This window comes from Arthrobacter sp. SD1074B (genome assembly GCF_056780195.1).
On sequence record NZ_JBRAZT010000001.1, the window covers coordinates 2,618,264 to 2,643,183 of the forward strand.

The window sequence follows — 24,920 nt, forward strand, 5'->3', positions numbered from 1 at the left end:
TCCTGGTAGCTACGCCTCCGGGACGTGCTCCGCGTGGCCGGCTTCCCGCAGTCCCTCTCGCAGTTTCTCCGCGTTGGCGTCGAGCCGGGCCGGGTCCGGGTGCTGGTCGACCGAGCCGAAATCAAAGTCCGCCATCGAGTTGGACGGCCACACGTGCACGTGCAGGTGGTTGACTTCGTAGCCGGCCACGATCAGGCCGGCCCGGGCGGCGTCGAACACGTCGACCTGGACGGCGCCGATCTTGCGGGCAACTTCCATCACGCGGCCCAGCACCTCCGGCGGGGCGTCCGTCCAGCGGTCCACTTCCTCGGTGGGGACCACGAGGGTGTGCCCGTCCGCCAGCGGGCCCACGGTCAGGAATGCGACGACGTCGTCTTCGCGCCAGACAAAGCGGCCCGGGATCTCGCCGTTGATGATCTTGGTAAACAGGGTGCTCATACGTCCGCCTTTTTCGCCGGGGACCCCAGGGTGCTGGTGTCCAGAACAAATCGGTACTTCACGTCGCCGGCCACCATGCGGTCATAGGCCTCGTTCAGCTGGTCCGCGCGGACCACCTCAACGTCGGACACCACGCCGTGTTCGGCGCAGAAGTCCAGCATCTCCTGGGTCTCAGCGATCCCGCCGATGAGTGAGCCGGCGTAGGCGATCCGGCGCCGGATCAGCGCGCCGGGGTTGACCGGCGGCATGGCGTCCGAGGGCAGGCCCAGCTGGAAGAGCGCACCGTCCACACGCAGGGTGCGGAAGTACGGGTTCAGGTCGTGCGGCGCAGCGACGGTGTCGATGATGACGTCGATGCTGCGGTCCGCGGCTTCCATGGCGGCCGGGTCCGTGGAGAGGACGACGTGGTCGGCGCCCAGTTCGCGGGCCGCCGCGAACTTCTGCTCCGACGTCGTAAAGACCGTCACCTCCGCCCCCATGGCTTTGGCAATCTTGACCGCCATGTGGCCGAGGCCGCCGAGCCCGACGACGCCCACGACATCGCCCTCCTCGACCTCGAAGTGGTTCAGCGGAGAGTAGGTGGTGATGCCGGCGCAGAGCAGGGGCGCCGCGGCGGCAGGGTCCATGCCCTCCGGGACGCGCAGGACGTAGTTGCGGTCCACGACGATCGACGTGGAGTAGCCGCCCTGGGTGGTGGCGCCGCCGTTGCGGGCATCCTTGGCGCCGTAAGTTCCGGTCATGCCGTTTTCACAGTACTGTTCGAGGCCATCGAGGCAGCTGTCGCATTCGCGGCAGGAATCGACCATGCAGCCGACGCCGACGCGCTCACCGACGGCGAAGTCGTCGACTGCGGAGCCCACGCGGCTGACGCGGCCGACGATTTCGTGGCCGGGGATGAGGGGGTAGTTCTGCGTGCCCCATTCCCCGCGGGTGGCGTGCACGTCCGAGTGGCAGAGGCCGCAAAACTCGATGGCGATCTCGACGTCGTCTTCTTTAGGAGCGCGCCGGGCGACGGTCAGCGGCACGAGTCCGCTGTCGCTGGCCGTGGCACCGAAGGCGGCGGCAAGCGAGGGGCCGCCGGTTTCGTTGGCGTTGAGGTGGTTGAGGTCGGGAAGCGGCTTGGCGAGGGGCGGCGGTACGGGGCGTCCTGGAGTCATGGTTTGACGCTACCCCCGGGAGCGGTTTCCGTGCCACTTGGCGATGGCGCGGGGCGGAGGCGGGCACTAGGCGGGACGGTCATCCTCACCGATGGCTGCGTCTGGCCCAACTGGTTGAGTGTCCATCGGCCGATGGTACGCCTGGGCGGTACATGTGTGGTTGTGTCACGGCGCGGTGTCGCTGACGGACGTTTCGATGGCGGTCCAGGTCGTTGCTGTCCCTGCCGGGAACGCGCCTTGGGGTTGGGTCAGGACCGATCGCTCTCCTATCAGCAATCCGGTCTGGGGGTCGATGATCAGCTCCTGCCGTGTTTTGGCGGGACCCTCCTCGAGACGTCCGATGGCGACACCGGTGCGGCCGTCCAGGTTGGCCTGGCCTTCGGTGACTGTCACGCCAGGAATAATTGCCGCGGCTTTGTAGAGCGCGGCCCGCAGGTCGGCAGGGACGACGCCGGTCCTCAGGAGGTCCGCTATGAACACGAGCGCTTCACCGTCGACGGACTGGCCCTGCCCCAGGGTTTGCTTGTAGATGCTGTTCAGCAGCCGGTAGGGATCGCGGGGCAATTTGGACAGGTCCGTGGCCATCCACCAGCCCGAGCTTCCGTAGAAGGCTCCGTTGCGCGCACGCAGCAGCTCAGGGTAGGGCTGTATTTCCTGTTTGAGGGCGTAGTCCTTGGACTTCGCGTCGAAGAAGGTCGTGGGGACGCGTCCGGAGCGATGCCACACCCACTCAGCGGAGCGGTCGGCGGGTATGTACATGTCGGATTTCTCCGTGTCCAGCCACTGGTATTCGGATCCATCTTGCTCGGAAGTGTACGAAGCCCAGACGTTGGTACTTTTGATCCGAAGGTACTGGCCGGGTAACACCTGCGGATCGGTCGTTTTGATCGTCATCTGCGCTGCGTTGTTGAGGACTTGCGCGGCCTGGGCGGTGGCTCCCCCTCTCCAGCCCGCAAGACCAATGACATCTCCCGCGATCAACACGGCGACCACCACAGCGGCTGCGGCCGACGTCAGCCAGATGCGCGCACGGCGCGGGCGCCGGGCGGAGAGTTTCGTCGGCGCGGGGTACGGGGCCGCTTTGCCCGGAACGGCAACGCCGTCGACTTCATGAAGCGTCGCGGGAATTGACCGCAGCGCCGCGAGGGAACGATTACGGCTCCGGACCAATTCATCGTCGGTGATGTGTGTTGCCGGATCGACGAATGCCAGCTGACGCCGGATCTGGTCAGCGGTTGTCTTCGTATTCATAGTTCTGCACCCTCTGCCTGTGGCTGTGCGCGAATGAGTTGACTGAGTGCCTTGCGTGCCCGGTGAAGGCGCATCCTGACCGCCGTGGCACTCGTGTCGAGCAGGTCGGAAATCTCCTTGGACGTAAAGCCATCCCAATAGGTCAGGAGCAGGACTTCGCGTTCGTCGGGGCTGAGCCGCTCCAGGGCATCAAAGACGGGAGAATCATGGTGGGGCGCGTCATCCCGTCGTTCGGCCAGGAGCGCGCCAATGAGGTTTGCGGACCGGGACGCAGAACGATCGTGGTTCCTCAGGACATTCTTGGCCACGCCAAAGAGAACCATGACGGTCAGTTCGCCGCTGCCGGCCAGCTTTTCCCACGCGATCCTGAAAACCTCGGAACAGAGATCTTCTGCGGTGGCGGCGTCCGCTGTTCTTCGGCGGAAATAGCGGTATATGCGGTCATGGCTGGCCGCGTGGGCCGCCAAGAAACGCTTTTCCCGTTCCACATTGCCGGGTTCCCTCCGGACTGCTTGCAAGCTCATACCCCGTTAATGTCCGGCACCATCGAAAGTGTAACGACAGGTTTCAAAAACCTGTCGGCGGCCCCGTCCGACGCCACTTCCGTCAAGGTCTGGCCAAGGACCCTGCGGGATCGCCGAAGGATTCCACCACGATGGAACGTCTTCGCTGGGCCGTTAATGTCATAGCCCGAAGGGACACTTGAACCATGGACGGCAAGCGAGGGCCCGACGTGGCTCTGAGGGCAGGCGTGACGGTCGCGGACCTTGCGCGGATCCTGGCCGGGATCCCGGCCCCGGCCAGCGCCGCGGCCCTCATCGACGAAACACGCGAACTGGAGGATCTGAAGTCTGCCCTGGCCGCCCGCCAGGCCCGGGACGCCGTCGCGTTCGACCTGTCCCAGCGCCGCGCACAATCCCTTGCCGGCGTTCCGGCGGACCGGCTCGGTGCCGGGGTTGCTGCGCAGCTTGCCCTCGCCCGGTCCGAGTCCCCGGCCAAGGGCGGACGGCTCCTGGGCCTCGCCAAAGCCCTCGTCACCGAAATGCCGCGCACCCTCGCCGCCCTGGAAACCGGCCGGCTCAACGAATGGCGCGCCACCCTCCTGGTCCGCGAAACCGCCTGCCTCTCCGCCGCCGACCGGGCCGCCGTCGACGAGGAACTCGCCCCCGACACCGGAACCTTCGATGGCGCCGGGGACCGCGCCATCATCGCCGCGGCCCGCACCGCCACGTACCGGCGCGACCCGCGCTCCGTCACCGACCGCGCCGCCCACGCCGAAACCGAACGCCACGTCAGCCTCCGCCCGGCCCCTGACACCATGTGCTACCTCACCGCGCTGTTGCCGGTCAGCCAGGGCGTCGCCGCCCACGCCGCACTGACGCGGCATGCCGACGCTGCCCGCGCCGCCGGGGATACCCGGACCCGGGGCCAGCTGATGGCCGACGCACTGGTCGAACGCACCACCGGAAAGACCGGCGGGATCGCGGGGATCGAGATCCAGCTCGTCATGACCGACCGCACCCTCTTCCAGGCCGACAGCGAACCCGCCCGACTCCCCGGCTACGGCACCGTCCCCGCCGGGTGGGCCAGACGTTTACTCAAAGACGTCGGTGGCGCAGCCCCGGACACCGGCGGCGGCCGCGACAGCAACGCTTCCGGCACCGGCCCGGTGTCCGGCCCGGGCGAGCAGGCCTTCGTCACCTGGCTGCGCCGCCTCTACACCGCCCCCGGCTCCGGGGAACTCGTGGCCATGGACTCCCGCGCCCGGCTCTTCCCGGCCGGACACCGCCGGTTCATCGAGGCGCGGGACCATACCTGCCGGACGCCGTACTGCGACGCCCCGATCCGCCACCTGGACCACATCGTCCCCTGGCACAACGCCGGACCCACCAGCATCAGCAACGGCGCCGGTCTCTGCGAGGCCTGCAACCACACCAAAGAAACCCCCGGCTGGAGCGAACAACCACGCCCCGGACCCGGCCGGCACACCCTCCAACTCACCACGCCCACCGGCCACAGCTACTACTCCACCGCCCCGCCCCAACCGGGAACCAGCACCACCCCGCCGCCACAACCGCGCACCGAACAGGACACAACCACCCCCGCCCCTCCAAAACCGCCGATCCAAAGCCGAAAGCTCAGGCACCGGGCCAAGCTGGGGCACCGGGCGAAAGTAATGGTGGGTGCCCGCCCGGCAGTGCAGCCGGCGGCCTAGCTGAGTCAGCTGTCCTGCTGAGTCAGCCGTCCTGCGCCGCGCTGACTGCCGACCCCACCTGGGACGCATCGCCCTCAGGAGCGGCACCGGTCACGACCTCGTTGGCGGCGTTGTTGGACCATTCCGAAAACGATCCCGGGTACAGGGCTGCGGGGAACCCCGCGATCTCCAGCGCCGCGATCTCGTGGGCAGCGGTCACGCCGGAACCGCAGTACACAGCGGTCGGCAGGTCCGCCTGCACGCCCAGGCCGGTGAAGCGTTCGCGGAGCGCGGCTGCCGGGAGGAAGCGGCCGTCCGCGGCCAGGTTTTCGGTGGTGGGCGCGCTCACCGCGCCCGGAATGTGCCCTGCGCGCGGGTCCACAGGTTCAATCTCGCCGCGGTACCGCTCGCCGGCACGGGCATCCAGGAGCAGGCCCCGGCCGGACCACGCGGCTGCCTCACCCGCGCCGATCACCGGCATGGCCCCGTCGTCCAACACGACGTCACCGGCCTCTACGGCCGGCTCGCCGCCTTCGACGTCGAGTCCCTCGGCCCGCCAGGCGGCCAAGCCGCCGTCGAGCAGGCAGACCGCGGCGAAACCGGCGTTGCGCAGCATCCACCACACCCTGGCAGCGGCAAGGTTGCCGGTGTCGTCGTACGCCACCACCACGTCACCGTCCCGGACACCCCAGCTGCGCACCGACTCCTGGAACTGCTCCAGTGACGGCAAAGGATGGCGTCCGCGGCTGGGATCGGCCGGTCCGGCAAGTTCGGTGGCGAGGTCCACGAAGATCGCACCGGGGAGGTGCGCCGCCAGGTAGTGCTCCCGGCCGTGCGGGTCGCCGAGCGCCCAGCGAACGTCCAGCAGCACGGTCCGCACGCCGGAGTCCAAACGGTCCTTGAGGTCGGCGACAGTCATGAGGGTGTCCATTCGCCCACTCTAACGTTGCGCGGGCGCCGCCGCGGGTAGGCTGGGGCGGTGACAAAAGTGCGCCAGCAGGACCGGGATTGGGCCGACGAAGCCATCCGCCGGATCAATGCCGAGAACAACAGATCAGCCGACACCCACCTCTATTCGGTGCCCCTGCCCGAGCACTGGGGCGTCCAGCTCTACCTCAAGGACGAATCAACCCACCGCACGGGAAGCCTCAAGCACCGGCTGGCGCGTTCGCTGTTCCTCTTCGGGCTGGTCAACGGCTGGATCCGCGAAGGCACCACCATTGTTGAAGCGTCCAGCGGCAGCACGGCCGTGTCCGAGGCCTATTTTGCGCAGCTGCTCGGCCTGCCGTTCATCGCGGTGATGACCCGGACCACCAGCCGCGAGAAGATCGCGCTGATTGAACAGTTCGGCGGCTCGTGCCACCTGGTGGACCACGCCTCGGAGGTCTATGCCGCGGCCGAGGATCTGGCCCGCAGCACCGGCGGCCATTACATGGACCAGTTCACCTACGCCGAACGCGCCACCGACTGGCGGGGCAACAACAACATCGCCGAGTCGATCTTCGGCCAGCTGGCGCTCGAAGAGCACCCGGTCCCCCGCTGGATCGTCGTGGGGTCCGGCACCGGCGGAACGAGCGCCACGATCGGCCGCTACCTGCGCTACCAGCGGCACGGCACCAGGCTCGCCGTCGTCGATCCGGAGAATTCCGCGTTCTTCCCCGGCTGGCTGGCCAGCCGGGACGGCGGCGCTGCAGCGGATGCCACCGGCCTCCCTTCCCGGATCGAGGGAATCGGCCGGCCCAGACTGGAGCCGAGCTTCGTCCCTGCCGTGATCGACCACATGATCCAGGTGCCGGATGCCGCCTCGGTGGCCGCTATGCGCCATCTGCGCAAGCACGCCGGGCTGCACGCAGGCCCGTCCACCGGCACGAACCTCTGGGGCGTGTGGCAGCTCATCGCCGAAATGATCGCCGAAGGGCGCCGCGGCAGCGTGGTCTCACTGATGTGTGACGGCGGTGACCGCTACTCCGGCAACTACTACGACCCCGCTTGGCTGCAGTCCCAGGGCTTGGATCCGGCACCGCACGAGGCCACGATCCGCGAATTCTTCGCCAGCGGAACCTGGCCCGCGTAACCGGCAGCGGAAACTAGACCTCCACCGATTCGCCGCTGGAGAGGTGCCGGTATTCGGTGCCGTAGCGGGCGCCGATCCGGGTCACGTGCCCTTCGATCAGGCCGCGTCCCGTGTCGTTCAGCAGGGCGTCGTGGATGGGGTAGGCCCGCGGCGCCCGCACGCCGATGACGAAGTCGACCACTTCACCCACCTTGTTCCACGGCGCGTGGATGGGCACCAGCAGGGTCTGTACCTCGATGCCGTCCGGGATCGCGAAGGAATCCCCCGGGTGGTAGACGTTGGCGTCCACCAGGAAGCCGACGTTGGCGACCACAGGAATCTGCGGATGGATGAGGGCATGCTGGCCGCCGAAGCTCCGGATGGCAAAGCCCGCCGCCTCGAAGCTATTGTCGGCGGCCACCGCGTGGATCCGGTCCGCCGCCTCGGGCGCCTTGCCACGCAGCTGGGCCGCGACGCCGTCAGGGGCAAAGAGCTGCAGCTCTCCGTTCGCCAGCAGGGCATCGGTGACGGCGTCGACGTCGATATGGTCCGGGTGCTCGTGCGTGATCAGCACGGCAGCCGCACCGGCGAGGGCCCGGTCCGTCTCGGAGAACGTTCCAGGGTCCAGCACCAACACCCGGCCTTCCTTTTCGAGACGGACACAGGCGTGGGTGAATTTCGTCAGCTTCATCCGGCTAGCCTATGGTGCCCCGCAAAGCGGTGTCCACGATGCCCGGCTGGTAATCTGGGACCCTGCCCCCTCCCGCAGCATGACCCCCAGCGAAGCGAGTTCCCCATGTCCCAGGGCGCCACCACCGACGGCAGCCAGACACCGGCCCAGGCACAGGCACCGGCCACGGCCGGCACGAAGGAACAGCCTTCTGGCAAGGAACCGGGCAAGGAGCAACGCGTCACGAAGCAGCGGCTGGCCGTCAGCGCTGCCCTGGACGAGCTGGCTGACTTCGTCAGCACCCAGGAGCTGCACCGCATCCTGCAAGAGCGGGGCACCTCGGTTTCGCTCGCCACCTCCTACCGGATCCTGCAGTCCCTCGCCGACGACGGCCTGGTGGATGTGCTGCGGAACGCCGAGGGCGAAGTTGTCTACCGTCGGTGCGCGGTCACCGGGCATCACCACCATCTGCTGTGCCGCAACTGCGGCAAAGCCGTCGAGGTCGAAGCGCCCGCCGTCGAGGCTTGGGCGGCACGGATCGCCAGTGAGCACGGCTTCACCGCGGTGGAACACACAGTGGAGATCTTCGGGTTGTGCCCCGAGTGCACAGCCCTGCAGGCCGGACGCTAGGGCCGCCTCCTCAGTCCTGCGTGAACCGGATTTGGCCGTGCTCGTTGGTGAGCACGAGCTCCGAGGACTCAAGCTGGTAGACGGCAGGCACCTTGAAATAGGCGCTCGTCCACGTGCGGTGGTCGGAGTCCGGGCCGGCGCAGCCGTCAGCCGACTCCACCATGCGGGCCGGGTCGGGTACCAGACCGAAATTATCCACTGAAACAGGGACGCTCAGGACGCCGCACGGCATCCGGACCACCATGGCCGCCCCGTCCGTCCGGTCAAAGCTCAGGTGCAGCGGCGTCGACGTCAACCAGTACATGTTCTGGCCGCGTGCGTTGCCCGACGTCGAGGTGAACGACCGGCAGGCCAGCGCGGCGGCGCCCAAGCCAGTGCCGGTTCCGGCTGTGCTGGCGGGGCACGCTGCGCTCAGCCCAGCCGGTTGCGCCGGCTGGCGGCCAATGGGTCTTGCGCCGACGCTCGACCCGCCCTTCGACTCCCCCATCATCAGGGTCCAGCGGTCATCGCTCCACGAGATCGCGAAGCGGACGGTGGGGGCTCGCCCGTTCCGCGAGGCGGTCACGTTGGCCACCTCCGGGAAATCATTGCTGATGCCGAGCTGCCAGGACCCTGGCGTCCAGCCCCGGGTGGAGTCAACAAGCTGCTGGGCTTCGGGCCGGGCGTTAGTGAATACAGGATCGACCAGGTTCTCAACCCCCTCCACGGATCCGGAAACGGCTGCTGACATGACACTCCGGGCGAAGTCTTCCCTGGTAGACAGGTCCGGCTGCCGCGGCTCCGCAACGCAACCGGAAACCGCCGTCGAGAGCAGCACCACCAGCACCGCCGCGCGCAGGAACAGCCGCAGCGTTTTCACCTGTTTATCCCCCATGCCTGCACTGTACTTCCGGCGGCTGCGGGAAGCGACCAGCCGGACGGATGGCACGGCCGGGCAAGGAGCCCGGCCCTAGTCCTGCGCCGGCGCGACAATCCGGCCGCTATGGCCCCGCCGGTCCCGGATGCTGCCGATCATCCGGCAGACCATGTAGATCAGGAAGGACAACGTGGTCACATAGGGACTGATCGGCAGCCGGCCGCCGAGGGCCAGGAGGATTCCGCCCACCGTTGCCGCCACCGCGAAGACCACACTCAGGAGCACCACGAGCCGCGGTGAGGAGGTCACGCGCAGGGCCGCGGCGGCCGGAGTAATCAACAACGCCAGCACCAGCAGGGCGCCGACGATCTGGATGGACAGCGCCACGCTCACGCCCAGCAGCAGCATAAAGCCCAGCGCCAGTCCGCGCACCGGGACGCCGCGCGCCGCCGCCACCCTGGGGTCCACGCTCGCAAACGTCAGCGGCCGCCAGATCGCGATCAGCGCCAGCATCACGACGACGGCGGCGACAGCCAGCACCTGTAACTGCACGGTGCCGACAGACACGATCTGGCCGGTAAGCAGTCCAAACTTGTTCGCGGCGCGGCCCTCGTAAAGCGAGAGGAAGAGAATGCCCAGGCCCAGGCCGAAGGGCATCAGCACGCCGATGGTCGAGTTCTTGTCCCGCGCCCGGACGCCCATCACACCCAGCAGCAGCGCCGCCACCACCGAACCGGCGAGCGAGCCGAGCACCACGTCCGCCCCGACCAGCAGGGCAAAGGCGGCGCCGGCGAAGGAGAGTTCGGAGATGCCGTGCACGGCGAAGGCGAGGTCGCGCTTCATCACGAAGGTGCCCACCAGGCCGCCCAGCAGGCCCAGCACCGCGCCGGCCCAGATGGAGTTCTGCACAAGCGTGAGCAGTTCGCCGTAGTTCTCGAAGTTGAAGATCGAATGGAGCACGCTGTCCAGATCCATCTAGCCCACCTCTCCGGCGATCGAGTGGGCGTCCTCATGGTGGTGTGTCGTCGCATCCGGCAGCCCCACCACGATCAGCCGGCCGTTGGCACGGATCACCTCAACATGGCTGCCGTACAGATCCGACAGGACCTCCGTGGTCATGACTTCCTCGGGCGTGCCTACGCGGAAACGCCCGCCGGCCAGGTAGAGGACGCGGTCCACGTAATCCATGATCGGGTTGATCTCGTGGGTCACGAAGATCACCGCGCTGTCCTGCTCGTGGCACTGCTTGTTGATCAGCGCGCTGACCGCCTGCTGGTGGTGCAGGTCCAGCGACAGGAGCGGCTCGTCGCACAAGAGCACCTTCGGCTCGGTGGCGAGGGCCTGCGCCACCCGCAGCCGCTGCTGTTCGCCGCCGGAGAGCTTTCCGACCGGGACCCTGGCGTAGTCCTGCGCGCCAACTTCAGCGAGCAGCGCGTCGATCCTGCGGTTCACCTTGCCGCCGCCGAGGCGTATCCCCCAGCGGTGGCCGTCGACGCCGAGGCCCACCAGGTCCCGGGCGCGCAGCGGCGTGTCCGGGTCGAACGATTCCTGCTGCGGGACGTAGCCGATCTGCCGGCTGCCGCGGGCGATGGGCTGGCCGTCCAGAACGGCGGTACCGGAGGTCAGGTCCTGCAAACCAAGCAAGACCTTGAGGAGGGTGGTCTTGCCGCTGCCGTTGGGTCCCAGGACGGCGAAGAATTCACCGGGGTGGATGTCCAGGTCCAGGTTCTCCCACAAAGTCCGGTTGCCGAACGTGAGGGAGGCTCCGCGCAGGCTCACTACGGGTGTCAACTGGGGTTTCCTCGATTTCTGCGCAGGCCAGGTGGCCACGCCGTTGCGAATATCTTAGGCGTTAGCCCCGGGCGAGGGCCTTGGCCAGGTTGTCCACGTTGCCGGACATCCATTGCAGGTAGCCCTCGCCTTCCGGCAAAGTCTCGCTGAAGTCCACCACCGGAACACCCGCGGCAACGGCTGCGTCCTTGAGCGCGCGGGTCTGGGGTCCCTCGGTCTGCGGGTTGTAAGCCAGCAGCCGGATGTTACCGGACTTCACGACGTCAAGCGCGGACCGCAGCACGGCGGGCGGTACATCCGAGCCCGCTTCGATCGCAGCACTGTATTCGGCCGGCGTCCGGTTCTCGAGGCCTGCCGCTTCCAGCAGGTACAGCGGGACCGGTTCGGTGACGGCGACGCCGCCGTGGGCGGCCGTCGCTTGGAGCGCGGACAGCTTCGTTTCCAAGCCGCCGAGATCTTTCTTCATGGCCGCGGCGTTATTCCGGAAGTCCTCGGCCGAGGAGGGCTCCAAGTCGCCCAGCTTCTCGGCCAGCGCGTCGGCCAGCCGGCCCATGGCGGCCGGGCTGTACCAGACGTGTTCGTTGAATCCCCCGGCCGCATGGCTGTGGCCGTCGGCGTCGGGCGCCGCCGAGGCCGAGGCGGCCGCGCCGGAGTCCAGGCCCGAGACGTCCACTGCGTTGAGCAGATTCTTTTCATCCAGCCCGGTGTCCTGGGCCAGTTTGTGCAGGAAGTCGTCGTAGCCGCCGCCGTTCTCGATCACCAGCTCGGCCTTGGAGACCGCGAGCTTGTCCTGCGTGGTGGCCTCGTAGGAGTGCGGGTCCTGGCTGGTCCGGTTGATGATCGACGTGACCCGGACCTTATCGCCGCCAACAGCGCGGGCGATGTCGCCGTACACGCTGGTGGACGCGACGACCTCCACGACACCGTCGCCGGCACCGGGCCGGTCACCGCCGGACGAGGGGCCGCAGGCCGTCAGCAGGAGGCTGCTGAGGCCGGCAAGAAGAACTGCGGCAACGGAACGGCGCACGGGAAGACCTCGGATCTGTTATTGAGAAGCATTAGCAATACAGCGAGTCTAACCCTAAATAGGAATCATTCCTATTTAGGGTTAGCCCCGCGTTGCCTGCCCTCCCCTAGTCCTGTCCGAGCCTGCGGTAGCCGGTGGCCTGCGTGGCGTCCCGGATCTCCCCGACCAGCTGCTCAATCACGTCTTCCAGGAACAGCACGCCCTGGGTGTGCCCGTCCGGTCCGATCACGCGGGCCAGGTGTGAACCGGTGCGCTGCATGACGGACATTGCCTTCTCGATTTCGTCTTCCATGGCCAGGTTGGCCAGCGAGCGGATGCGGCTTTCCGCAATCGGGTGCTGGTAGCCGGCCTCCGGGATCGACAGCACGTCCTTGATGTGGAGGTAGCCCGAGAGCATGCCGTCGTCGTCGAGCATCGGAAAGCGGGAGAACCCGGTCCGGCTCACGGCCTTCTCGAACTCCTCCGGAGTCGTGGCGGCCTTGAGCATCACGAGCTTCTCCAGCGGAACCATGACCTGGGAGGCCGTATGTTCAGAGAACTCCAGTGCGCCGGTGATCAGCCCCGCATCGTCGTCCACCAGGCCGTGCCGGGTGGATTCCTGCACGATCGACTGCACTTCCTCGAGCGTAAAGGAGGAGGTGACCTCGTCCTTCGGCTCGATCCGCATCAGCTTCAGGATGTGGTTCGCGGACCAGTTGAGTGCCACGATGGCCGGCTTGACCGCACGGGCGATGAACATCAGCGGCGGGGCAAGCAGCAGGGCGGCCTTGTCCGCAACGGAGACCGAGATGTTCTTTGGCACCATCTCGCCGAACGTGACGTGCAGGAAGGTGACCGCCAGCAGCGCGATGGCGAACGCCACCACGTCGGCCATCTCCAGCGGGACGCCGAGCGCCTCCAGCGGTACCGCCAAGAGGTGGTGGATGGCCGGCTCGGCCACCTGCAGGATCAGCAGCGAGCAGACGGTGATGCCCAGCTGCGCGCACGCCAGCATCAGCGAGACGTTTTCCATTGCCCGCAGCGTGGTCTGCGCCCGCTTGGACCCGGCCTCGGCGAGGGGCTCGATCTGGCTGCGGCGCGCGGACATCACCGCAAACTCGGCCGCCACGAAAAACGCGTTGCCCACCAGCAGCACAGCGAGCCATAGGATTCCCAGCCAGTCGCTCATGCGGCACCGGCCTTTCCGGCAGCGTCGATGCGCCCGTTGGTTCCGGCGTGCGGTTCGTGCTCGGGCGGGGACGGTTTGAAGGAGATGCGGTCAATCCGCCGTCCGTCCATCCGGGTGACGCTGAGCTTTCCGCCGACGACGTCGACCGTGTCGCCGACAGCGGCGATGCGGCCGAGCTGGCTCATGACGTAGCCGCCGACGGTCTCGTAGGCCGCTTCGTCCGGCACTGTCAGGCCGGGGATCTGCTCGGAGAGTTCATCGGGGCGCAGCAGGCCCGGGAAGTACCAGTCCCCGGACGCGCTTTGCAGCAGCCCGGGCCGGACCTTGTCGTGTTCGTCGGCCACCTCCCCGACGATTTCCTCCACCAGGTCCTCCAGGGTGGCGATCCCGGCGGTTCCGCCGTATTCATCGAGCACGACGGCGAGCTGCAGGTTGCCTTCGCGCAGTTCGGCCAGCAGGCCGTCGAGGTGGATGGTCTCGGGCACGCGGAGCACCTCGGTCATGATCGCGCCGGCTTCCAGGTTGGCACGGCGGTCCGCCGGGACGGCGATGGCTTTCTTGACGTGCACCACGCCGCGGATGTCGTCCGAGGACTCGCCGATCACCGGGAAGCGTGAGTAGCCCGTGCGTTTGGCGGCCTCCACGATGTCCGAGACCGGCTGGTGGCCGTCAATGGTCTCGACCCGGATCCGGGGCGTCATCACGTCCGCGGCCGTCCGTCCGCTGAACTTCAGCGTGCGGGAAATGAAGTTGGCGGTCCGTTCGTCCAGGGTGCCCATCGCGGCCGAGCGGCGAACAAGCGAGGCGAGCTCGGCCGGGGTGCGTGCGCCCGAAATCTCCTCCTTGGCTTCGAGGCCGAAGACGTTCAGGACCTTGTTGGAGAAGCCGTTGAGCACCATGATGGCCGGCTTGAAGATCGCGGTGAAGACCAGTTGCGGCCGGGCCAAAGCCTTGCCCACCGGGAACGACAGCGCGATCGCCATGTTTTTCGGGACCAGTTCGCCGATCAGCATCGACAGCAGGGTGGCCAGCGCCATAGCGATGACCAGGGAGACCGAGGTGGCGGCGGGTTCAGGCAGGCCGAGGGCGGCCAGCGGGCCTTCGAGCAGCTTGCCCACCGAGGGTTCCATCACGTAACCGGTGAGCAGCGTGGTCAGGGTGATGCCGAGCTGGCAGCTGGAAAGCTGGGTGGAAAGGGATTTCAGGCACTTGAGCAGCGGGGCGGCGGCGGTGTCACCGTTGTCCACCGCCCGCTGCACGGTGGCCTGGTCGAGCGCGACCAGGGAGAACTCGACGGCGACGAAGAAGCCGGTGCCGAGAATAAGGAGCAGTCCTGCTCCGAGCAGTAGCCACTCCATTTAGCTGCCCGCTTCGGAGGGCCGGAGTGATGGCCGGGGGAAACGTCCCGGCGGAGGATGGTCAGCCGCGGCCGACCCCGTTTCCTGGAAGGCTCTGCGTCCGCGGAACGACCGGGAAGCGGAGGAGTGATGGGCGCGTGAACGGGGTTTGCCGGCTCTGCGGGTGGACTGGGCGGGAACGGGTTCCGTTCCGCGCGGGCAGCCCCCAGGCCGGCACCTAGATTTACTGTCCATAAGAATTTCAGTCTACAGGAGCAGCCGCCACGGACCGCCGCCCTGACGCCCGGCGGCGGCCGCTCCGGCGGCGGGGCGGGTCACCAGCTTTGCGGGACCGGGCGGCCTTCCTCGTAGCCCGCCGCCGACTGGATGCCGGCCACGGCCCGCTCCCGGAACGCTGCCAGGTCGGCGGCACCGGCGTAGCTCATGGAGCTGCGCAGTCCGGCGGTGATCATGTCCAGCAGGTCCTCCACGCCCGGGCGGGTTGAGTCCAGGTACATCCGGGAGGTGGAGATGCCCTCCTCGAACAGGGCTTTGCGGTCCTTTTCGAAGGCGCCCTCGCGCTGGTTGCGGTTCTGCACCGCCCGGGCCGAGGCCATCCCGAAGCTCTCCTTGAACTGGCGGCCGTTGGCATCAAGCTGCAGGTCGCCGGGGCTCTCATGTGTGCCGGCAAACCAGGAACCGATCATCACCTGGCTGGCGCCGGCCGCGAGGGCCAGCGCCACGTCGCGGGGGTAACGCACGCCGCCGTCTGCCCAGACCCTCCCGCCGGCGTCGCGCGCCGCGGCCGAGCATTCCAGCACGGCGGAGAACTGCGGCCGGCCGACCGCCGTCATCATCCGGGTGGTGCACATGGCGCCCGGCCCGACGCCGACCTTCACGATGTCCGCCCCGGCCCGGATCAACTCGCGGGTGGCGTCGGCGGTGACGACGTTGCCGGCGACGACCGGCACCCCGGGGTTAAGGCTGCGGACCGCGGCCAGGGCATCGAACATCTTCTGCTGGTGGCCGTGGGCGGTGTCCAGCACCAGCACGTTGACCCCGGCGGCGAGCAGCTCGGCCGCCCGGCCGGCGACGTCGCCGTTAATGCCGACGGCGGCGGCCACCTTCAGCGCGCCGCCGTCGTCGAGGGAGGGGCGGTACAGGGTGGAGCGCAGGGCGCCCTTGCGGGTCAGCACGCCGGCGAGGACACCATCCTGCTGGACGGGTGCGAAGTCGGTGCCGGCGGCGTCCATGGCGTCGAAGGCCCGGCGCAGGGACGACGCCGAAGCGCCGGAATCGGCTGCGGCGCCGGCGTCGAACTCCGCGGCGTCCAGCACCAGCGGCTGGTGGCGCATCACGGAGCCAAGCGACGCGAAGCGGTCCTGGCCTTCGAAATCGGCGGCCCGCACGACGCCGGCGACGGCCCCGGCGTCGTCGAGGACCACCACCGCGCCGTGCGGGCGCTTGCCCATCAGGTGCAGGGCGTCGATCACGGTGTTCGAGGCGCGCAGGCTCACCGGTGTCTCAAACACGGCGTGGCGGGCCTTGACCCACGACGTGACGCTCCGCAGCACATCCAGCGGCACGTCCTGCGGCAGGACCGCGAGGCCGCCGCGGCGTGCCATCGTCTCCGCCATCCGCTTCCCGGTCACCGCTGTCATGTTCGCGACGACCAGCGGGATGGTGGAGCCGGTCCCGTCGTCCGCGGACAGGTCGACGTCGAGCCGGGAGGTCACGTCGGAGCGGGACGGCACCAGGAAGATGTCCGAATAGGTCAGGTCGGTGGTCGGCTCACTTAAAAAACGCACGGCTGCTCCTCGATAAGGGGTCTCAGTTGTGATTCTAGAGGCACCCGCCGGGCATCGTGCTTCCGGCCGGGGGCGGGCTCGACGGGCCCGGCGGGGCGCCTTTGCGGCTCCTGGATGATTTGAGTCACCCTTATTGGCGGTTTGGCCGGGATCGTCACTAGACTGGCAAGGGTCTGGGTTCACTGGACGCGGAGAACTGGTTCGATTGACGTGCTGCGGCACCGTGGAAACCAGCGGGAATCAAACTCATGGAAGAGGCGTATTTCAAGTGCCAGAGCAGCCTAGCCACCGTCTACCCGAGGAATTTGGCGGAAACGAGTGGCTCGTTGACGAACTGTACGAGCGGTACCAGCAGGACAAGAACACGGTAGATGCCAAGTGGTGGCCGCTTTTCGAGTCCTTCGATACCAGCGACGGTTCCTCAACCAACGGCGCCTCGGCAGCCGCCGCCGCGCACCCCTCCACCCGCGAACTGCCGGTCGTGACGCCGGCCGCCGCAGCCCCCGCGGCTGCCGCGCCCGCTGCCCCGAAGGCTCCCGCCGCCGCACCCGCATCCGCGGCTCCTGCCCCCGCACCGGCCCCCGCCGCAGCCCAGAAGGCGCCGGCCACCGTCGCCCGCGACGGCTCCAAGACCGCCGAGCCCGGCGCCGGCACCCAGCCGATCCCGGCCCAGCTGCCCAAGAACGTCAAGGCCCCCACCGCGCCGGAAGAAGACGTCGTCTCCGTGCTGCGCGGGCCGGCGAAGGCCATCGCCGCCAACATGGTGACCAGCCTGGAGGTGCCCACCGCCACCAGCGTCCGGGCCATCCCCGCTAAGCTGCTGATCGACAACCGCGTAGTCATCAACTCCAACCTGGCCCGCGCCCGCGGCGGCAAGGTTTCCTTCACGCACCTGATTGGCTACGCCGTCATCCGGGCGCTGGCCCAGTTCCCCTCGATGAACGTCTACTACGACGTCGTGGACGGCAAGCCCGTTGCCGTCCAGCCCGCCCACGTGAACTTCGGCATTGCCATCGACATGCCCAAGCCGGACGGCACCCGCCTCCTGATGGTCCCGAACATCAAGAAGGCTGAGACGCTCAACTTCTCCGAGTTCTGGCACACCTATGAGGACCTGATCAAGCGCGCCCGCAACGGCAAGCTCACCGCTGACGACCACTCGGGCACCACCGTCTCACTGACCAACCCGGGCGGCATCGGCACCGTGCACTCGGTCCCCCGCCTTTCCAAGGGCCAGGCGGCCATCATCGGCGTCGGCGCGCTCGACTACCCGGCCGAGTTCCAGGGCGCGAGCGAAAAGATCATCGCGCACAACGCCATCAGCAAGGTCCTCACGCTGACCTCCACCTACGACCACCGTGTCATCCAGGGCGCCGGCAGCGGCGAGTTCCTCAAGCTGGTGCACCAGCTGCTGCTTGGCGCGCAGAACTTCTACGACGAGATCTTCGAATCGCTGCGCATCCCGTACGAGCCCGTGCGCTGGAGCCCGGACCTGCAGGTGGACCCCGCGGATGAGATCAACAAGGTCGCCCGGATCCAGCAGCTCATCCACTCCTACCGCGTCCGCGGCCACCTCATGGCGGACACCGATCCGCTCGAGTACGTCCAGCGCAAGCATCCGGACCTCGACGTCCTCACCTACGGCCTGACCCTGTGGGACCTGGACCGTGAATGGCCTACCGGAGGTTTCGGCGGCAAGCCGATGCTGAAGTTCCGCGACATCCTCGGCGTCCTCCGCGACGCGTACTGCCGCACCACCGGCATCGAGTACATGCACATCCAGGACCCGGCCGAGCGCAAGTGGTTCCAGGACCAGCTGGAGCACCCCTACTCCAAGCCCAGCCGTGACGAACAGCTCCGGATCGTCTCCAAGCTCAACGCGGCCGAGGCTTTCGAGACCTTCCTGCAGACGAAGTTCGTCGGCCAGAAGCGCTTCTCGCTTGAGGGCGGCGAGTCACTGATCCCGCTGCTGGACGCCATCATCTCCGACGCCGCCGACGACGAACTCGACGAAGTGGCCATCGGCATGGCCCACCGCGGCCGGCTTAATGTGCTCACCAACATTGCCGGCAAGACCTACGCGCAGGTCTTCCGTGAATTCGAGGGCACCCAGGACCCGCGCTCCGTGCAGGGCTCCGGCGACGTGAAGTACCACCTCGGCACCGAAGGCACCTTCACCTCGGACAACGGCAAGGAGACCAAGGTCTACCTCGCCGCCAACCCCTCGCACCTCGAAGCCGTGGACTCCGTCCTCGAAGGCATCGTTCGCGCCAAGCAGGATCGGCTGGACCAGGGCGAGGCCTTCCCTGTACTGCCGATCATGGTCCACGGCGACGCCGCCTTTGCCGGCCAGGGCGTGGTGGCGGAAACGCTTAACCTCTCCCAGCTGCGCGGCTACCGTACCGGCGGCACCATCCACGTCGTGGTGAACAACCAGGTCGGCTTCACCACCGCCCCGTCATCCTCGCGCTCTTCCACCTACTCCACGGACGTCGCCAAGATGATCCAGGCGCCGGTGTTCCACGTGAACGGCGACGACCCGGAGGCCGTGGTCCGCATCGGCCAGCTCGCCTACGAGTTCCGCCAGCGTTTCCACAAGGACGTTGTCATCGACATGGTCTGCTACCGCCGCCGCGGCCACAACGAGGGCGACGACCCCTCGATGACGCAGCCGCTGATGTACAACCTGATCGAGGCCAAGCGTTCGGTGCGCAAGCTCTACACCGAATCACTGATCGGCCGCGGCGACATCACCGAGGACGAAGCCGAGCAGCTGCTCCGCGACTACCAGGAACGCCTCGAGCGCGTCTTCGCGGAAACCCACGCCGCGCAGACCTCACCGATCCCGATCATCACCGCCGATTCCGCCGCGGTGTCCGACCTGGAACGGCCCTCCGCCCAGCAGGGCGACACCGGCGTGAGCGCCCCGGAGTCCACGGCGATCTCCGCCGAGACGCTGGCCCGCATCGGCAAGGCCCACGTCGACTTCCCCGAGGGCTTCACAGTCCACGCCAAGCTCAAGCAGCTGCTTGAGAAGCGTGAGCAGATGTCCCGTGAAGGCGGCATCGACTGGGGCTTCGGCGAACTCGCGGCCTTCGGTTCGCTCAGCATGGAAGGCGTCCCGGTCCGCCTCGCCGGCCAGGACTCGCGCCGCGGCACCTTCGTCCAGCGCCACGCGGTCTTCCACGACCGCGCCAACGGCGACGAGTGGATGCCCCTGGCGCACCTCTCCGAGGACCAGGCCAAGCTGTGGATCTACGATTCGCTGTTGTCCGAATACGCGGCCATGGGCTTCGAATACGGCTACTCCGTTGAGCGGCCGGACGCCCTGGTGCTCTGGGAGGCGCAGTTCGGCGACTTCGTCAACGGCGCGCAGACCATCATCGACGAGTTCATCTCCTCGGCCGAGCAGAAGTGGGGCCAGCGCTCGTCGCTGGTGCTGATGCTGCCGCACGGCTACGAGGGCCAGGGCCCGGACCACTCCTCTGCACGGATCGAGCGCTTCCTGCAGCTCTGCGCGGAAGAGAATATGATCGTAGCCAACCCCACGACGCCGGCCTCGCACTTCCACCTGCTGCGCCGTCAGGCGTACAGCCGGCCGCGCAAGCCGCTGATCATCTTCACCCCTAAGCAGCTCCTGCGCCTCAAGGCCGCGGCGTCCTCGGTGGAAGACTTCACCACGGGCACCTTCCGTCCGGTCATCCCCGAGCACGAGCAGCTGCAGGCCGACGCCGTCGAGCGCGTCCTGTTGGTCTCGGGCCGCCTGTACTACGACCTGCTGTCCACCCGGCAGAAGACCGGCGACACCACGACGGCGATCATCCGGGTCGAGCAGCTGTACCCGCTGCCGGCCGCGGAAATCGCCGCCGAGCTGGCCAAGTACCCGAACGCCGACGTTGTCTGGGCCCAGGACGAGCCCGCCAACCAGGGACCGTGGCCGTTCATCGGCCTGAACCTGCCGGACGCGTTGGACCGCCGCGTGCGCCTCGTCTCCCGGCCCGCCTCGGCGTCCACCGCGGCAGGGTCGATGAAGCGCCACGCAGCCGAGCAGGACGCCCTGCTCAAGCAGGCATTCGCACGTAAGTAGGGCCAGGCTGCCCGGCCGGAAGTGGAACACCACGACTCCGGCCGGGCAGCTTTGTTTAAGGCTTTGAACCGGCATGGGGAATGAAGAGGTAGTCGTGGAAGATCGGAAGCTGCGGATCGCGGCCGTTGGAGATGAGCTGCTGGCCGGCCTGGGTGACCCCCGGGCGCTGGGCTGGCTGGGACGTGTGCTCGCCCGCACCCCGCAGGACGGCCTGGCCCTGGAAAGCTACCCGCTGCCGTGTCCGCAGGAAGGCACCGAGGGCCTCGCCGAGCGCTGGCTCGAGGAGGCGGGCCGCCGCTTCGCCCCGCAGCACGAGAACCGCCTGGTGATCGGCCTGTCCGGCCGCGACATCGAGTTTGGGCTGTCCACCGCCCGCAGCCGGCTCAACCTTGCCAACATCCTGGACTCGGCCTCGCAGAACAAGATCGAGGTCTTTGTCGTCGGGCCGCCGCCGACGCTGGATCCGGCCCAGAACCGCCGGCTCGGCGAGCTCAACACCGCCTTTGCCGACGTCACCACCCGCCGCAAGCACCTGTACGTGGATACCTTCTCGCCGTTGCTGAACCACGAGCACTGGCGTCAGGATCTGGCGGCCAACGGCGGCACCCCCGGACAGGCCGGCTACGGCCTTATGGCCTGGCTGGTGCTGCACCGGGGCTGGTTCCAGTGGCTGCGGATCGACGCGCCGGAGTAAGCACCCCCGGGAGCGTGATCCGCCGCGGCCGCGTGAGCGTCAGACGCGATATATCTTGACCGGCCGGCGGGAGCGTTGTACCGTGTTTCCATAGTCGCGATATATCGCAAGGAGCGGCGCTGGCGTGATCGCTCCGTCCACCCGGAGGAACCATGGAACAGAACTCGTGGACCGTTACCGGTCCCCAGACCATTGACGTCGACGGCGTCCGCTCGCTCAAGCTCGGCATCGTCCGCGGCCGCTTCGACATCGTCACCCACGACGAGGCCGTAGCCCGACTGGAGGTCTCCGAGGTCGACGGCGACCCGCTGGCGGTCAGCCTCACCGATGGCCGCCTCGAGGTCCGCCACCAGCTGCACGGACCGCAGGGATGGTTCAAGAACCTCATGGGTACGGTCAACAACAACTCCAGCAATTCGGTGGTCATCAGCATTGCGCTGCCGGCCGGGGTCGACGTCGAGGCCGGCACCGTCAGTGGCGACGGCATGGTATCCGGCGTCACCGGCCACACCCGGCTGAACACCGTCTCAGGCTCCGTTTTGGCCGACAGCACCTCAGGCGAGCTGGCAGTGAGCACCGTCAGCGGCGAGGTGATCGCCCGCAACCACCACGGCGTGCTGACGGCCAAAAGCGTCTCCGGCGAGGTCACGGCCTCCGGCGAATTCAGCAATATCCGGGCCAACACCGTCAGCGGGGACCTGAGCTTTGACCTGCACAGCTTCACCCAGGACTTCGGCGCCAACTCGGTCTCCGGCGACGTCACCATCCGGTTGCCGCACGACGTCGGCGTGGACATCATCGCGAAGTCGGCCAGCGGCGCGGTGGTGATCGACGACCAGAAGTACACCCAGCCGGGCGGCTCGGTGCAGACGATCGCAGGACCCGACGCCAAACTGATGCTGGTCCGGACCAACTCGGTGTCGGGTAAAACCTCCATCTTCCACAGCCAGCCGGGCCCGGAAGCCGAAGCGGGCCTCTGATGCCCCCGGTCTTTGCCCACGGCGCGCTGCGGCTGTACCTGCTCGCCCTGCTGGAATCCGGCCCCAAGCACGGCTACGAGCTGATCAAGGCACTCAGCGACCGCTTCGGCGGCACCTACTCCCCCAGCGCCGGCACCATCTATCCGCGGCTGGCCAAGCTGGAGGAGGAAGGGCTGGTGGCCACCCGCAGCGAGGGCCGGCGCACCAACTACAGCATCACCGCGGCCGGTTTGGTGGAACTCAACCGGCGCCGCGAGGAACTGGCCGATGTGGAAAACGACATTTCCGCCTCGGTCCGCCGGCTCGCCGACAAGCTGCGGCAGGACATCCGGGTGAACATGCAGGGGTTGCGCGCGGATCTGGCCGCCACGGCCGAAGCAGCCCGCACCACCGCCCGCAGCGCCGCCTCCCCGGCCGGTGCCCGCTACTCCAAGGACGGTGACCGCAGGCTGCGGGAGGCCGAGATGCTGGTGCAGTCCTTCCGGGACGACGTCCGGATCGAGCTGCGCCGGCACGCCGGGACCAGCCCCATCACCCCGGTCACCCTCGAAACCGTCAAAACAGTCCTGGACCAGGCGCGGATCTCCATCCGGAACTCACTGGAGGGCTGAGCCGTACCGCCGGCGGGCTCCCGGTTCGCGGCGGGTCCGCCGATGTGGGAGACTTGAGGGCAGCTCTTTTGAGTACCAAGATTAAGGAGGCCAGCTATGAGCAAACGTGCACGTAAACGTCGTGACCGTAAGCGTGGCGGCGCGAACCACGGTAAGCGCCCCAACACCTAAGCCACGGCTTGGATTGACAGCTTTAAGTGAAAGACCCCGGGAACCTCACGGTTCCCGGGGTCTTTCGCTGTTCCGGCGTCTGTCGCTGTGGTGGGTCGCTCAGGCGTCGGCGTCGGCCGGGCGGATCGAGTGGATCCGGTCCAGGATGGAATTCTTGAGGTTCTCCGGCGCGGCCTCGGTGCAGGAGCGCTTCACCATAACGCGGATGACGCACTCAAGGTCATACTGCTCGTGGCACTCCGGGCACTCGTCCAGGTGGTCCTTGATCTCGGCGATGTCGTCGTGCGTCAGGGCCCCGTCGAGGTACTCGTAGATGCGCTGCATCCTGGTGTCGTCGCAGTCGCCCAGTCCCTGGCAGTCGCTCATTTCCTGTTCTCCTGATTGTTGCTTTCTGCTGCCGCGGCGGGATCGCCCGCGGCCCTGAATCCCCGCTCGGCGGCGTAGTCGGCCAGCATGTCCCGCAGCATTCTCCGGCCGCGGTGCAGCCGGGACATGACGGTCCCGATCGGGGTGTTCATGATGTCCGAAATTTCCTTGTACGCGAAGCCCTCGACGTCGGCAAAGTAGACAGCCAGCCGGAATTCCTCCGGGATCGACTGCAGGGCACGCTTCACGTCCGAATCCGGCAGGTGGTCCAGCGCTTCAGCCTCGGCCGAGCGCAGCCCCGTCGACGTGTGCGACCCGGCACGGGCCAACTGCCAGTCCTCGATGGTGTCCGAGTTGGACTGCAGCGGCTCCCGCTGGCGCTTGCGGTACAGGTTGATGTACGTGTTGGTGAGGATCCGGTACAGCCAGGCCTTGAGGTTCGTTCCGGGCTTGTACTGGTGGAAAGCGGAAAAGGCCTTCGTGTACGCCTCCTGGACCAGGTCCTCGGCGTCCGCGGGATTGCGTGCCATCCGCATCGCGGCAGAGTACAGCTGGTCCACGTACTGCATTGCGTCGCGCTCGAAGCGGACGCGGCGCTCGTCAGTGCTCTCGGCGGCCGTGTCCAGCGGCTGGCCGGTGCCGTCCGCCGCTACGGTTTCCACGGCAGCCCGCTCCGCGGCCGGGTCATCCGCGACTGTGGTTTCCGCCGCACTAGTGGCGGTACCTGTCTTGGCGGGTTGGGCGTCGTCGTTTCCGGCGACCTCGTGCATGGCCGCAACGGCCGGATCCATGGTGCTCATTGCGTTCAAGTCTACTGTCACCTTCCGGCGGGTGCCCGAAGTTCCCGTGAAGGCCATGGCCCACGGGTCTGCGGGGGCTGCTTCCAGCAGCCCGGATTCTTTCACCAGAACCAAATCTCCGCCTTCCTCTGCTGCGTTCGCCCTTGTTTTTCCGGCCCGATCTTCGGCTGGAATCTGCCATGCACAACCCCGCACAACGGGCAAATATTCCGCAAAGGTGCAAGACTAGAACCGGTTCTCCCGCACAGCGTTCGCGGTCCGTTCATCCAGGAGGAAATTCATGTCCTTTGTCCGCTTTCTCGCCCGCCCCATGCTCGCCTCCAGTTTCGTGCTCGCAGGCATGGACAAGCTACGGAACGCGGATGACACTGCGGCACAGCTGTCCCCCGTGCTGCGCCGCGCAGCTGAATCCCTGCCCTTCCAGACGAACGAGCTGGTCCTGGCCCGGGTGATCGGCGGCACGCAGGTGGGCGCCGGCATCTGCCTGGCCCTCGGCAAGGCCTCCCGCCTCTCCGCGACCGTGCTGGCCGTGATTTCGGCACTGAACGGCTTCGTGGAATGGCGCAGTGCGGATATCTCCTCCAAGCAGGGCCGCGACGCCCGGCGCAAGCAGCTGCTGAAGAACGTTTCCCTCACCGGCGGCGTCCTGCTGGCGTCCGTGGACACCGCCGGCAAGCCGAGCCTGGCCTGGCGTGCCGAGCACCTCGCGGCCGACGCCCGGAAGACCACGGCCCACCTCGCGGCCGATGCGCGGAAGACTACGGGCAAGAAGCTGAAGAAGGCTGACAAGGCGGTCCGCAAGGCCGTGGACCACGCCGTCGGAGCATAAGA

General features: G+C 67.7%; 24 protein-coding genes. 9 read left to right on the plus strand and 15 right to left on the minus strand.

Features of this window, described 5'->3' with window-relative positions:
• Positions 1-9: 9 nt before the first annotated feature.
• The 4 genes from ACUYM2_RS12020 to ACUYM2_RS12035 all read right to left on the minus strand — a co-directional run bounded on the left by ACUYM2_RS12020 (position 10) and on the right by ACUYM2_RS12035 (position 3,370).
• On the minus strand, positions 10-438 hold the full coding sequence (locus tag ACUYM2_RS12020) for an HIT family protein (protein WP_481600260.1): 429 nt from the start codon (positions 436-438) through the stop codon (positions 10-12).
• Positions 435-1,595: an NAD(P)-dependent alcohol dehydrogenase gene (locus ACUYM2_RS12025; RefSeq protein WP_481600261.1), complete on the minus strand. Its 1,161-nt coding sequence runs from the start codon at positions 1,593-1,595 to the stop codon at positions 435-437. The genes ACUYM2_RS12020 and ACUYM2_RS12025 overlap by 4 nt, the downstream gene beginning before the upstream one ends.
• A gap of 165 nt (positions 1,596-1,760) precedes the next feature.
• The gene (locus ACUYM2_RS12030) at positions 1,761-2,846 is read right to left on the minus strand and encodes a CU044_5270 family protein (RefSeq protein ID WP_481600262.1); all 1,086 of its coding nucleotides are present in this window, start codon (positions 2,844-2,846) and stop codon (positions 1,761-1,763) included.
• Entirely contained in the window at positions 2,843-3,370 is a 528-nt protein-coding gene (locus ACUYM2_RS12035; RefSeq protein WP_481600263.1) for an RNA polymerase sigma factor, read from the minus strand. The genes ACUYM2_RS12030 and ACUYM2_RS12035 overlap by 4 nt, the downstream gene beginning before the upstream one ends.
• A 185-nt stretch (positions 3,371-3,555) precedes the next feature.
• On the opposite strand from ACUYM2_RS12035, the gene ACUYM2_RS12040 reads away from it, so the two are divergent.
• A complete protein-coding gene (locus tag ACUYM2_RS12040) occupies positions 3,556-5,061 on the plus strand; it encodes an HNH endonuclease (protein ID WP_481600264.1) in 1,506 nt (501 codons plus the stop codon).
• 22 nt (positions 5,062-5,083) lie between these two features.
• Here ACUYM2_RS12040 and ACUYM2_RS12045 read toward each other — a convergent pair whose 3' ends face one another.
• A complete protein-coding gene (locus ACUYM2_RS12045) occupies positions 5,084-5,971 on the minus strand; it encodes a sulfurtransferase (protein WP_481600265.1) in 888 nt (295 codons plus the stop codon).
• 48 nt (positions 5,972-6,019) lie between these two features.
• Between ACUYM2_RS12045 and ACUYM2_RS12050 the strand changes: the two genes are divergently transcribed.
• Entirely contained in the window at positions 6,020-7,114 is a 1,095-nt protein-coding gene (locus ACUYM2_RS12050; protein WP_481600266.1) for a PLP-dependent cysteine synthase family protein, read from the plus strand.
• Positions 7,115-7,127: 13 nt separating this feature from the next.
• Here the strand turns inward: ACUYM2_RS12050 and ACUYM2_RS12055 are convergent, their stop codons facing one another.
• Positions 7,128-7,784, minus strand: coding sequence for an MBL fold metallo-hydrolase (locus tag ACUYM2_RS12055; RefSeq protein WP_481600267.1), 657 nt, complete (start codon positions 7,782-7,784; stop codon positions 7,128-7,130).
• Between the two features lie 105 nt (positions 7,785-7,889).
• Here ACUYM2_RS12055 and ACUYM2_RS12060 point away from each other — a divergent pair, with 105 nt between their 5' ends.
• Positions 7,890-8,393: a Fur family transcriptional regulator gene (locus ACUYM2_RS12060; RefSeq protein ID WP_481600268.1), complete on the plus strand. Its 504-nt coding sequence runs from the start codon at positions 7,890-7,892 to the stop codon at positions 8,391-8,393.
• A 10-nt stretch (positions 8,394-8,403) separates the two neighbouring features.
• Here the strand turns inward: ACUYM2_RS12060 and ACUYM2_RS12065 are convergent, their stop codons facing one another.
• From ACUYM2_RS12065 to ACUYM2_RS12095, 7 genes are all read right to left on the minus strand, one after another.
• Complete coding sequence (locus tag ACUYM2_RS12065; protein ID WP_481600269.1) at positions 8,404-9,267, minus strand: hypothetical protein; 864 nt, start codon at positions 9,265-9,267, stop codon at positions 8,404-8,406.
• 75 nt (positions 9,268-9,342) lie between these two features.
• On the minus strand, positions 9,343-10,224 hold the full coding sequence (locus ACUYM2_RS12070) for a metal ABC transporter permease (protein WP_481600270.1): 882 nt from the start codon (positions 10,222-10,224) through the stop codon (positions 9,343-9,345).
• A complete protein-coding gene (locus ACUYM2_RS12075) occupies positions 10,225-11,040 on the minus strand; it encodes a metal ABC transporter ATP-binding protein (protein WP_481600271.1) in 816 nt (271 codons plus the stop codon).
• A gap of 61 nt (positions 11,041-11,101) precedes the next feature.
• Positions 11,102-12,067, minus strand: coding sequence for a metal ABC transporter solute-binding protein, Zn/Mn family (locus ACUYM2_RS12080; protein WP_481600272.1), 966 nt, complete (start codon positions 12,065-12,067; stop codon positions 11,102-11,104).
• Positions 12,068-12,173: 106 nt separating this feature from the next.
• Positions 12,174-13,235, minus strand: a complete 1,062-nt coding sequence (locus ACUYM2_RS12085; protein WP_481600273.1) for a hemolysin family protein — start codon at positions 13,233-13,235, stop codon at positions 12,174-12,176.
• Complete coding sequence (locus tag ACUYM2_RS12090; RefSeq protein WP_481600274.1) at positions 13,232-14,593, minus strand: hemolysin family protein; 1,362 nt, start codon at positions 14,591-14,593, stop codon at positions 13,232-13,234. The genes ACUYM2_RS12085 and ACUYM2_RS12090 overlap by 4 nt, the downstream gene beginning before the upstream one ends.
• Positions 14,594-14,907: 314 nt before the next feature.
• On the minus strand, positions 14,908-16,380 hold the full coding sequence (locus ACUYM2_RS12095; RefSeq protein ID WP_481600275.1) for a GuaB1 family IMP dehydrogenase-related protein: 1,473 nt from the start codon (positions 16,378-16,380) through the stop codon (positions 14,908-14,910).
• Positions 16,381-16,648: 268 nt separating this feature from the next.
• On the opposite strand from ACUYM2_RS12095, the gene ACUYM2_RS12100 reads away from it, so the two are divergent.
• From ACUYM2_RS12100 to ACUYM2_RS12120, 5 genes are all read left to right on the plus strand, one after another.
• Complete coding sequence (locus ACUYM2_RS12100; protein WP_481600276.1) at positions 16,649-20,467, plus strand: multifunctional oxoglutarate decarboxylase/oxoglutarate dehydrogenase thiamine pyrophosphate-binding subunit/dihydrolipoyllysine-residue succinyltransferase subunit; 3,819 nt, start codon at positions 16,649-16,651, stop codon at positions 20,465-20,467.
• A 94-nt stretch (positions 20,468-20,561) separates the two neighbouring features.
• The gene (locus ACUYM2_RS12105; RefSeq protein WP_481601483.1) at positions 20,562-21,161 is read left to right on the plus strand and encodes a GDSL-type esterase/lipase family protein; all 600 of its coding nucleotides are present in this window, start codon (positions 20,562-20,564) and stop codon (positions 21,159-21,161) included.
• A 152-nt stretch (positions 21,162-21,313) separates the two neighbouring features.
• Positions 21,314-22,141 carry a DUF4097 family beta strand repeat-containing protein gene (locus tag ACUYM2_RS12110; protein WP_481600277.1) on the plus strand — a complete coding sequence of 276 codons (828 nt, stop codon included), beginning with the start codon at positions 21,314-21,316 and terminating at the stop codon, positions 22,139-22,141.
• Entirely contained in the window at positions 22,141-22,752 is a 612-nt protein-coding gene (locus ACUYM2_RS12115) for a PadR family transcriptional regulator (protein WP_481600278.1), read from the plus strand. Before ACUYM2_RS12110 ends, ACUYM2_RS12115 begins: the two co-directional genes overlap by 1 nt.
• A 96-nt stretch (positions 22,753-22,848) precedes the next feature.
• A complete protein-coding gene (locus tag ACUYM2_RS12120; RefSeq protein WP_369299106.1) occupies positions 22,849-22,923 on the plus strand; it encodes a 50S ribosomal protein bL37 in 75 nt (24 codons plus the stop codon).
• Positions 22,924-23,022: 99 nt separating this feature from the next.
• On the opposite strand, the gene rsrA is transcribed toward ACUYM2_RS12120, so the two are convergent.
• Both rsrA and ACUYM2_RS12130 read right to left on the minus strand, forming a co-directional pair.
• A complete protein-coding gene (rsrA, locus tag ACUYM2_RS12125; protein WP_481600279.1) occupies positions 23,023-23,289 on the minus strand; it encodes a mycothiol system anti-sigma-R factor in 267 nt (88 codons plus the stop codon).
• Positions 23,286-24,089 (minus strand): sigma-70 family RNA polymerase sigma factor, encoded by an 804-nt coding sequence (locus tag ACUYM2_RS12130; RefSeq protein ID WP_481600280.1) that lies wholly within the window; start codon positions 24,087-24,089, stop codon positions 23,286-23,288. The genes rsrA and ACUYM2_RS12130 overlap by 4 nt, the downstream gene beginning before the upstream one ends.
• A gap of 280 nt (positions 24,090-24,369) precedes the next feature.
• Here ACUYM2_RS12130 and ACUYM2_RS12135 point away from each other — a divergent pair, with 280 nt between their 5' ends.
• The gene (locus ACUYM2_RS12135; RefSeq protein WP_481600281.1) at positions 24,370-24,918 is read left to right on the plus strand and encodes a DoxX family protein; all 549 of its coding nucleotides are present in this window, start codon (positions 24,370-24,372) and stop codon (positions 24,916-24,918) included.
• Positions 24,919-24,920: the final 2 nt, after the last annotated feature.